Here is a 9,495-nt window from a genome sequence, read left to right on the forward strand (position 1 = left end):
GGCACTCGATGACCGGCACCGTGCAGGCGTGTTGCCGACGTCGAAGCCGTAGCCGGCGTTGAAACCGGCGTAGAAGCCGGTCCAGGTGAACACCGGCACCGGCACGAAGACCGGCGGCGCAGCGCGGCGCGGCAGATCAGCGGCCGAAGCGGCGGCGGTGAGGGCCGTGAAGGCCGCGAAAGACGTAAGAAGCTTTTTCATTATTTGATCCCCAGCGATATGCCCGATCGACCGAGAACCTACTTCAGTTTCCACAGCCAAGATGTAGCGCCAGGGTCACACAGCAGACTTGACGTGGTCGTGAACGAAGCTGGAAAAGTTAAGAAAATCAGATGGGCGGCGTGCCGTTGGCGGTGAGGACAGCACCCACCAAGTAGAGCGAACCGCAGATCAGGATGCGCGGCGGCTGCTCGAAGGCGATGCTCGCCAGGCTCTCGAGGGCGGCCTCGACGCTGGGCGCGGTGTGGGCGTTCAAGCCGACCTCCGCGGCGATGCTCGCGACCTCGTCGGCCGGCCGGGCGGCCATCTGCCCGGCGATCGGAACCGCGACCAGCACGCGCGCCAGACCGATGAAATTGCGCAGGAAGCCTTCCGCGTCCTTGGTACCCAGCAGGCCGACGATGAGGACGAGCGGAACGTCCGAGCGCTCGCCGAGATCTGCCATGGCGGCGGCGAGGATGCGGCCGCCGTCGATGTTGTGGCCGCCGTCGAGCCAGAGTTCGGCGCCCTTCGGCACGAGCTCGGACAGGCGTCCCCGGTTCAGGCGCTGCAGGCGCCCGGGCCACTCGACGCTGTTGAGCCCGGCCTCGATGGCGGCGGTGCCGATGTCGCCGAAGCCGGCCGCCCGCAGGGCCGCGATCGCGGTGCCCGCATTGGTGAACTGGTGGCGCCCGTTGAGGCGGGGTTTCGGCAGATCGAACAGGTCGACGTCGTCCTGGTAGACGAGCCGCCCGCGCTCGGCATGGACCGAGAAATCCTGGTTGCCGACCCGGATCGGCGTGGCGCCCACGGATTCGGCGAGACGGCACAGGACCGAATCGGCCTCGGCGTAATCCTGCGCGGCGATGATCGCCGGGCAGCCCTGCTTGAAGATGCCGGCCTTCTCGGTGGCGACGGCTTCGACGGTGTCGCCGAGATACTCGGCATGGTCGCGCCCGATGGGCGTGACCACGGCGGCGGCAGGCCGGTCGATCACGTTCGTGGCGTCGACGCGGCCGCCGAGGCCGACTTCCAGCAGCAGCACGTCGGCCGGTTCCTCGGAGAAGAGCAGGAGGGCCGCCGCCGTTGTGATCTCGAACACGGTGATCGGTTCGCCCTCGTTGGCCGCTTCGCAGCGCGCGAAGGCATCAGCGAGCTGGTCCTCGGGGACGAACTGGCCGCCGCCGACGGCCCCGATCCGGATGCGCTCGTGGAAGCGCACGAGGTGCGGCGAGGTGTAGACGTGGGCCGCCAGCCCCGCCGCCTCGAGGATCGCCCGCATGAAGGCGATGGTCGAGCCCTTCCCGTTGGTGCCGGCGACGTGGATCACCGGCGGGAGCTTGCGCTCGGGATGGCCGAGACGGGCGAGGAGGCGCTCGATCCGCCCCAGCGACAGGTCGATCGTGCGGGGGTGGAGGGCGAGGAAGCGCGCCATCAGCGCGTCGGAGGAATCCATGGTCGAACGTCGCGTCGCGGAGGAAAGGGGGTTCGGCGGGCGGGGGGCCTCAGGCGGGCTCCTGAACCGGAGCGGCGGCCGTTCGGGCCGGCTGCATCCCCGGCGCCTGGTTCGTGAGGAGGCCGCACAGGTTGGCGATCGTGTCCTTGAGGGCGTGGCGGTGTACGACCTGATCGACCATGCCGTGGTCGCGCAGGTACTCCGCGCGCTGGAACCCGTCGGGCAGCTTCTCGCGGATGGTCTGCTCGATCACGCGCGGGCCGGCAAAGCAGATCAGCGCGCCGGGCTCGGCGAGATGGACGTCGCCGAGCATCGCGTACGAGGCGGTCACCCCGCCGGTGGTCGGGTTCGAGAGCACCACGATGTAGGGCAGCTTCGCCGCGTTGAGCCGGCGCACCGCCACGGTGGTGCGGGGCATCTGCATGAGCGAGAGGATCCCCTCCTGCATGCGCGCGCCGCCGGAGGCCGAGAACAGGATGTAGGGGGTGCGCTTGTCGAGGGCGGTCTCGGCACCGCGCACGAAGGCCTCGCCGGCCGCCATGCCCAGGGAGCCGGCCATGAAGGCGAAGTCCTGCACCGCCAGCGTCATGGGGAGGCCCGAGACCCGGCCGAAGCCGACCTTGAAGGCGTCGTTCATCCCCGTCTTGGCCCGGGCGTCCTTCAGGCGGTCGACGTAGCGCTTCTCGTCCCGGAACTTCAGGGGATCGGTGGCCACCTCCGGAAGGGGCACGTCGATCCAGGTGCCCTCGTCGAACATCATCTTCAGGCGCGCCTGGGCGCTCATCTTGAGATGGTGCTCGGAGCCGGGGATGACCCAGTGGTTGCTCTCCACCTCCTTGTGGAAGACCATCTGGCCCGTGTCGGGACACTTGACCCAGAGGTTCTCCGGAGTCTCGCGCTTGAACAGGGTCTTGATCTTGGGGCGCACGACCTCCGAGATCCAGTTCATCGGTTCAACCATCATCCGACGGCGTCCTTGTGCGAGCTCGAAGCGAGCGAGCCGGAAAGTCTCGTGAAATTGCGTCAGGCGCGGGGCGAGGAGCGAACGCCCTCGGCGAGCTCGCGGACCAGGGCGCTGACGGCGTCGACCGTGCCGCCCTTCGACACGCCCTCCGCGTCGAGGGTCGCCCGCATGGCGTCGACCAGGGCCGAGCCGACCACGACCCCGTCGGCACCGCGGGCGATGGCGGCGGCATCGGCGCCGGTGCGCACGCCGAAGCCCACGACGATCGGCAGGTCGGTGTGTCGGCGGATCCGCCCCACCGCCTCGGCGACGCGGTCGAAGTTCGGCGTCGCCGTGCCGGTGATGCCGGTGATCGAGACGTAGTAGACGAAGCCGGCCGTGTTCGCGAGGACGGCGGGGAGCCGCTTCTCGTCGGTGGTCGGCGTGGCGAGGCGGATGAAGGCGAGGCCCTTGGCCAGAGCCGGCAGGCAGAGCTCGTCGTCCTCCTCCGGCGGCAGGTCGACGATGATCAGCCCATCGATGCCGGCCGCGAGGGCATCGTCGAGGAAGCGCTCGACCCCGTAGGTGTGGATCGGATTGAAGTATCCCATCAGGATCACCGGCGTCCTGTCGTTCCCCCGGCGAAAGCGCCGGACGAGGTCGAGGGTCCGCACCGCGCCCTGCCCGTGCTTGAGCGCCCGCAGGCCGGCCGCCTGGATCGCCGGGCCGTCGGCCATCGGGTCGGTGAAGGGCAGGCCGAACTCGACGATGTCGGCGCCCGAGGCGGGCAGGGCCTCCAGCACCTTCAGGGACGTCTCGGCATCCGGGTCGCCGGCCATGACGTAGGTCACCAGGGCCGCCCGCTTCTCGGCGCGGCAACGTGCGAAGGCGGCGGCGATGCGCGCCTGACCGGGATTTGCCGAACTCGTAGCCGTCATGACACTCACGTCTCACGTTCCCCGGGGCCGCCCCTGGCGCGGCCCGGGATCAAGCCGCCGCGCCTACACCATCGCGAACGGCCCGTGAAGCGGGCCGGGCGTCGCGTCGACGGCGATGCGCCGCGGCTACCAATCCTTAACGGCCTTTCGAAAGCCGGCCTTCAGGCTCGGGCGGCATGGTCGGACCCGGCAGGCCCTCGAACTGCCGGAGGCTGGCTTCATGACTCTGCAGGACGTCGTCCTCGTCCTCCTCCCGTCCGGACTCGCCTTCCTGGCGGGCTGGGTCCTGCGTGCCCGCACCCGTCAGGCCGCGGACAGCCATCGGCCCGTCCTGCAGGACGGCGCCGGGACCGAACTGCTCGAAGACCGGATCTGGCGCCTCTCCGAAAGCGAGGAGCGCTACCGCGCCCTGGTCGAGGCGACGACGGAGATCATCGTCCAGCGCGATTCCAAGGGACGGATCACCTTCGCCAATGCGGGGTTCGGCCGCCTCGTCGGCGCCGAGCCCCTATCGCTCCTCGGCACGACCCGCCAGCCCGACGTGCTGGAGACGGGGCCCGTCGTCCGGCACGCGGACGGCGTCCGCTTCGTCGAGATGCGGCTCGCACCGGTCTCGGGGCCACCGCGCTGGTACGCCTTCACCGAGATGCCGGTCCCGGGCAGCACCGGCGAGACGCAATGGCTTCGCGCCGGCGCCGACATCACCGAGCGGGTCGAATCCGCACGCTCCCTCGACGAGGCGCTGACCCGGGCCGAGGCGGCCAACGTGGCCAAATCGCGCTTCCTCGCCACCGTCAGCCACGAGTTCCGCACGCCGCTCAACGGGATTCTCGGCATGGCCGACCTCGTCCTGGAGACCGGGCTCGATCCCGAGCAGCGCACCTATGTCGAGGCCATCGGAACCTCCGGCAAGGCCCTGCTGACCCTGATCGACGGCATCCTCGACTTCTCGCGCATCGAGGCCGGTCGCCTCGATCTGGCGGCGGAGCCCTTCGATCCGGCCGAGATCGCCGAGGCCGTGGTGGAACTGCTCGCGCCGCGCGCCCAGGACAAGGGCATCGAGATCGCCGTCGACATCGCCGACGAGGTGCCGCGCCTGGTGGTCGGCGACGCGGACCGGGTCCGCCAGATCCTGATCAACCTCGCCGGCAACGCCATCAAGTTCACCGCCTCCGGCGGCGTCGGCGTCGAACTCGGCTACGGCGACGGCCACCTGCGCATCGCCATCGCGGATACCGGCCCGGGCATCCCGGAGGAGCGCATCCCGCGCCTGTTCGAGGAGTTCGAGCAGGGCGACGACAGCGCCAGCCGGCGGCACGAGGGAACCGGGCTCGGCCTCGCCATCACCCGCCGCCTCGTCACGCGGATGGGCGGGCGCATCGACGCCACCTCCCAGCCCGGGGCAGGCAGCGTCTTCGGCGTCGCCCTGCCCCTCGGCATCGTCGAGGCGGAGCGTGAACCGCCCCCGCGCCTCGACGGCCGCCGGGTCCTCATCGTCGCGAGTTCCCCGTTCCAGGCCCCCTATCTCGTCCGCCGGCTCACCCGCTCGGGCGCCGTCGCGCAGGTGGTGCCCGACCTCGCGGCGGGCCTCGCCGCCCTAACCGATGCGGCCTTCGACGCGGTCCTGGCCGATCGAACCCTGGGGGACGGCGCGGTGCGGACGCTGTCCGGCGAGGCCGGGCGCCGGGGCGTGCGCTGCTGCCTCGTGCTGCTGTCGCCCTTCGACCGGCGCGATTTCGGGGCCCCGGCGGCCGCGGGCTTCGACAGCTACCTCGTGAAGCCGGTGCGCGCCCGGTCGCTGTTCGACCGGCTGCTGGCACCCGCCTCCTCGCGGATGGACGGCGTCGCGGCGGCGAGGACGACCGTTCTGCAGGAAGCCGAGCATCCGGGGCGGGAGCCCCGGGGCGTTCCGGTCACCGGCGGCCCGCGCGTGCTCCTCGCCGAGGACAATCCGATCAACGCCCTCCTGGCCACCAAGGCGCTCCAGCGTCTCGGGGCCGTGGTCGTCCTGGCCCGGGACGGGGAGGAGGCGCTGGCGCGCATCCGGGAGGCCTCGGAGGAAGCGCCCTTCGATCTCGCCCTCCTCGACATCCGCATGCCCGGTCTCGACGGCCTGGAGACCGCCCGGCGCATCCGCGCCGGCGAGACCGAGCAGCGGTCGCCGGCCCTGCGGCTCGTCGCCCTCACGGCCAATGCCGGTCGCGACGACGAGCGCGAGGCGCGGGCGGCCGGCTTCGATCATTTTCTCGCCAAGCCGCTGGACCTGCGCGCCCTGCCGGACCTGCTGGCACGCCGTGCGGCCGCCGCTTGAGCGTTGACACGTCGCGCCTCCCGCGCGAACACCGCGCCATGGCCGATGACCTCACCTCCGACGCGCCGACGCGCAGCCACGACCGCCGCGTCGCCTGGAGCGTCGTCGCCCTCACCGCCGCGACGGTCCTGATCGGGGCCGCGGTGCCGGCGCCCTCGCACCCGCGCGCCCAGGCCGAGCCGAGCGCCGATACGGCCTGCGCCGAATGGGGCGACGGCTGCCGCGTCTGCCAGCGCGGCGCGGACGGCATCGCCTGCTCGCTGCCGGGCATCGCCTGCGTGCCGAAGGAACCAAGCTGCCTGCGCCGCGCCGGCGGCTGACGGGCGACGATCGGAGGGATCCGTCCGTGAACGCCCCGGTGTTCCGCTTCGCACCCAGCCCGAACGGACGGCTGCATCTCGGACACGCCTTCTCCGCCCTCCTCAACGAAGCCCTGGCGGCCGGGACCGGGGGGCGCCTGATCCTGCGCATCGAGGACATCGATCCGGTCCGGTCGCGGCCCGAACTGGTCCAGGCCATTCGCGACGACCTAGCCTGGCTCGGGTTGCGGTTCGCGCCGCCGGAGCGTCGCCAGTCGGAGCACCTCGAAGGTTATCACCGGCAGGTGCTGTCCCTCGCCGGACGCGGTCTCGCCTATCCGTGCTTCTGCTCCCGCGGCGCGATCGCGGCGGCGGTGGAGGCCGAAGCCGTCGCCAGCGGGACGGCCGCGCCGCGCGATCCCGACGGCGCGCCGCTCTATCCGGGCACCTGCCGGGTTCTGCCGAGGGTCGTCTCGGATCGGCGCCGCGCCGCCGGTGAGCCGCATGCCTGGCGCCTCGACGGGGCGGCCGCCGCGGCGGCCTCGCCCGGGCCGCACGTCGTCCGGACCTTCGCGGTCGAGGCAGGGGAGGGGAGGGGGGGCGTCCGCCGCCCCGGTGCGGAACGGGTCGAGGCCGCCGACCCGACGCGCTGGGGCGATCCAGTGATCGCCCGCCGCGACGTGCCGACGAGCTACCACCTCGCTGTGGTGATGGACGATGCCGCGCAGGGGATCACCCACGTGGTCCGCGGCGCCGATCTGCGTGCCAGCACCGACCTGCACGTGCTGCTGCAGGCGCTGATCGGGGCGCCGTCGCCGCGCTACCATCACCACGACCTGCTCCTGGATCGCTCCGGCGAGAAGCTGGCGAAATCCCGCGGCTCCCAGACCCTCGCCGACCTGCGCGCCGCGGGCGCCACCGGTCCGGACATTCGCGACCGGCTCGGCTTTCGCTGAACCGAACCTGCGGGCCTCGACGGAGGCGGGGTCTGCCGGTCAGCGCATCACGTCGCGCTGGGCCACGGCGGAGGCCGTGCGCGACTTCTGCATCGTGCCCTCGATCTGCTCGCGCTGGCGGGTGAACTCGGCGAGCATCCGCCCGTCGAGCTCGCGCCCGCGGGGCACGCGGATCTTCATCGGGTCCACGAAGTGGCCGTTGATGATGACCTCGTAATGGAGGTGGGCGCCGGTGGAGAGGCCGGTGGAGCCGACATAGCCGATCACCTGGCCCTGGCGCACCTTGGCGCCCGCGGTGATGCCGCGGGCGAAGCGGGACATGTGGTTGTAGGTGGTGACGTATCCGTTGATGTGCTGCAGCTCGATCCGGCGCCCGTAGCCCGAGTCCCACTCCGCCTTCAGCACCGTCGCGTTGCCGGCGGCGACGATGGGCGTGCCGATCGGGTTCGCCCAGTCGACGCCGGTATGGAGCTTGGCGTAGCCGAGGACGGGATGCCGGCGGTAGCCGAAGCCCGAGCGCATGATGCCGTCGGCGATGGGCTTGCGGATGAGGAACTTCTTGAGCGAGCGGCCCTGCTCGTCGAGATAATCGATGGTCCCGTCGTCGGGGGACTGGAACCGGTAGACCTTCCGGGCCTCGCCGCCGAGATTGAGCGCGGCGTAGAGCAGCTCCGGACGCTCGGTGGAACCCTGTGCGCCCTCGTCGTCGAAGGTGTAGAAGACGTCGAGGCTGTCGCCCTGCGAGATCCGGCGCTGGAAGTCGACGTCGTAGCCGAAGATCTTGACGAGGTCGTCGACGGCGCCGCGCGGCAGGTCGTGCCGGGCCGCGGTTTCGTAGAGGCTCTGGTACAGGCGAGGCCCGGTGCCGCCCTCCTCCTCGCCATCGTCCGACGCCTCGGCCACGACGGGCGCCGCGCGCGAGGGGGCATCCTCCGTCGGCGGCGCCACCGACACGAAGCCGCCGCGGTCGTTGATGGCGGCGATGCCCTCGATCCCGTTCTCGCCGTAGAGCACCAAGCGGGTGACCTGCCGGGGATCGCCGGGCCTGGGTCCGGGGGCGACCTGCAGCCGGAACTGCTGGCCTTCGGACAGGTCCGCCGTCCGGGTGCGGCCGCCGAGGGCCGCCACGATGCCGCGGATCTGCTCGTCGCTGGCGCGGGCGGTGTTCCGGAGTGCGGCCTCCAGGGTCTCGCCGCGCTTGAGCGCGAGGTCGCGCTCCTCCACGAGGGGCGGCTCGGCCCCGGCGCCGCTCTTGGCGAGGCTGGTCACGTTCTCGGGCACCACCAGCACGTCGATGGACTTGAAGGGCGAGCCCTCGTCGCCGAGGCGCGCGGCCGTGTCGAAGGCGGAGGTCGCCATGCCCTGCTGCAGGGTTCGGGACAGCATGATCTGCGGCGCGATCGGGATCGCGGCGCGGCGTCCCGCCTCGGCCGAGAGGCGCCGCTCTTCCTCGATCTGCGCCGCCACGTCGTCGTCGGAGAGGGCGGGCGCGCCCGGCTCGACCTCGATCCCGGCGAGATCGCGCTTGATCACCGAGACTTCCGCCCCCGGCGCGTCGCCGAGGCCCGGCTCCGGCGCGCGCTCCAGCGGCTCGTCGGTGCTGAGCTTCATGGGGTCGAAGCGGGGCATCTCGGTGGCGAAGACGCCCGTCGTCATCGAGAGCGCGGTCGAGACCCGCATGAAGGGACGGACCTTGATGATCTCGCGGTCGCCCAGCCGCACGGTCACCGGCGAGCGGAAGCTCTGCTTGGCGGAGGCGATCATCAGGTTGCGCACGAGGCGGTCGCTCTTGCGCGCCACGTTGGCGGTGCCGTCGCTGACCGCCGGCCGCACGGCGTTCGACGCGCGCTCCGGGATCGCCGCGAAGGAGACCTCGCTCTGGAGGGAGACGTGGATCGCCGCGCCGATCAGGGCTGCCCCGGTCAGGCCCGTGAGGGCGCTGGCGCAGAGCCAGCGCAGGTTGACGTCGCGCCGGTCGATCCGCGTCGCGTCCGGGCCGAGGAGATCGAGGGGGGGCAGGTTGCTCACGGGCACGCGGGCGGCCGCTCGGGGCTCGCCGGCGCCGGTCTGGCCCGGGCCGTCCTGCTCCGCGATCTTCAGACGGCCGCGCTTCAATGGAGTGGTTCCTGATCTTCGGTTCGCCAGTCCGGCATCGAGGCCCGGAGCGCCGCAGCGCGGCCGGCCCACGATGTCGTGGCCCAGCATGTCGAGATTGAGGCACGTTTCGAACCCGCCGTCACCGGCACCGGGAGAACGCCCGCCGCGGCGGATGCGAAAATTTCTCCACAAGGGTGTTGACGGGTTTGGGCGTGGTCCGTATACACCGGTTCATCGGCGGGCGGCCAACGGGGTTGGCGGCTTGCTTTTGCATCTCCTGAGACGAGCGCGGGGTTA

At 71.6% G+C, this 9,495-nt stretch carries 7 protein-coding genes and 1 pseudogene; 3 read left to right on the forward strand and 5 right to left on the reverse strand.

Going from position 1 to position 9,495, the window contains the following annotated elements:
* The 4 genes and pseudogenes from ASF49_RS12470 to trpA all read right to left on the reverse strand — a co-directional run.
* Nucleotides 1-201, reverse strand: a pseudogene (locus ASF49_RS12470) (porin family protein); the annotation flags it as partial.
* Nucleotides 202-328: 127 nt separating this feature from the next.
* Nucleotides 329-1,654, reverse strand: coding sequence for a bifunctional folylpolyglutamate synthase/dihydrofolate synthase (locus ASF49_RS12475; RefSeq protein WP_056473183.1), 1,326 nt, complete (start codon nucleotides 1,652-1,654; stop codon nucleotides 329-331).
* A 49-nt stretch (nucleotides 1,655-1,703) separates the two neighbouring features.
* Nucleotides 1,704-2,615 (reverse strand): acetyl-CoA carboxylase, carboxyltransferase subunit beta, encoded by a 912-nt coding sequence (accD, locus tag ASF49_RS12480; RefSeq protein ID WP_056473206.1) that lies wholly within the window; start codon nucleotides 2,613-2,615, stop codon nucleotides 1,704-1,706.
* Nucleotides 2,616-2,677: 62 nt separating this feature from the next.
* The gene (gene trpA / locus ASF49_RS12485) at nucleotides 2,678-3,535 is read right to left on the reverse strand and encodes a tryptophan synthase subunit alpha (RefSeq protein WP_056473186.1); all 858 of its coding nucleotides are present in this window, start codon (nucleotides 3,533-3,535) and stop codon (nucleotides 2,678-2,680) included.
* A gap of 220 nt (nucleotides 3,536-3,755) precedes the next feature.
* Between trpA and ASF49_RS12490 the strand changes: the two genes are divergently transcribed.
* Genes ASF49_RS12490 through gluQRS form a run of 3 tightly spaced genes read left to right on the forward strand, consistent with a single transcriptional unit; the run spans nucleotide 3,756 to nucleotide 7,101 of the window.
* A complete protein-coding gene (locus ASF49_RS12490) occupies nucleotides 3,756-5,846 on the forward strand; it encodes an ATP-binding protein (RefSeq protein ID WP_056473190.1) in 2,091 nt (696 codons plus the stop codon).
* Between the two features lie 38 nt (nucleotides 5,847-5,884).
* Nucleotides 5,885-6,166: a hypothetical protein gene (locus ASF49_RS12495; RefSeq protein WP_056473199.1), complete on the forward strand. Its 282-nt coding sequence runs from the start codon at nucleotides 5,885-5,887 to the stop codon at nucleotides 6,164-6,166.
* Between the two features lie 26 nt (nucleotides 6,167-6,192).
* Complete coding sequence (gluQRS, locus tag ASF49_RS12500) at nucleotides 6,193-7,101, forward strand: tRNA glutamyl-Q(34) synthetase GluQRS (RefSeq protein ID WP_056473201.1); 909 nt, start codon at nucleotides 6,193-6,195, stop codon at nucleotides 7,099-7,101.
* A 39-nt stretch (nucleotides 7,102-7,140) separates the two neighbouring features.
* Here the strand turns inward: gluQRS and ASF49_RS12505 are convergent, their stop codons facing one another.
* Nucleotides 7,141-9,135 (reverse strand): M23 family metallopeptidase, encoded by a 1,995-nt coding sequence (locus tag ASF49_RS12505; protein WP_056473209.1) that lies wholly within the window; start codon nucleotides 9,133-9,135, stop codon nucleotides 7,141-7,143.
* Between the last annotated feature and the right edge of the window lie 360 nt (nucleotides 9,136-9,495).

This window comes from Methylobacterium sp. Leaf104 (assembly GCF_001422885.1).
GTDB lineage: Bacteria > Pseudomonadota > Alphaproteobacteria > Rhizobiales > Beijerinckiaceae > Methylobacterium.